This is a genomic window from Lysinibacillus sp. GbtcB16 (assembly GCF_019091145.1).
GTDB classification, from domain to species: Bacteria; Bacillota; Bacilli; order Bacillales_A; family Planococcaceae; genus Lysinibacillus; species Lysinibacillus fusiformis.
This window is the reverse complement of record NZ_JAGXJV010000954.1, coordinates 1-231: the sequence shown is the minus strand read 5'-3', so window position 1 is coordinate 231 and position 231 is coordinate 1. Positions and strand designations below refer to the sequence as shown.

At 54.1% G+C, this 231-nt stretch carries 1 protein-coding gene; it reads right to left on the bottom strand.

The window, feature by feature from the left end; all coding sequences use genetic code 11:
* On the bottom strand, window positions 1–139 hold a 139-nt coding region (locus tag KVT27_RS27160; RefSeq protein WP_256449065.1), incomplete at its 3' end, for a (d)CMP kinase.
* Window positions 140–231: the final 92 nt, after the last annotated feature.

The window sequence follows — 231 nt, the reverse complement described above, 5'->3', positions numbered from 1 at the left end:
CGCTGTTCTGCATTTCTTTGGAACGGCGTTCTGCACGTTCGTTCACGGAGGCTGTCAAGGACACCTTGATCTCCGCATCGGGCATGACATGCGTGCCAATATCCCGGCCGGCCATTACGACGACCATGGAGATGGCCATTTGCTGCAGAAGCTAAACCAGCAGCTGACGAATCGCGCCATAACTGGCGAATAAGGACACATGATCGGTGATGTTCGTCAAGCGAATCGCTT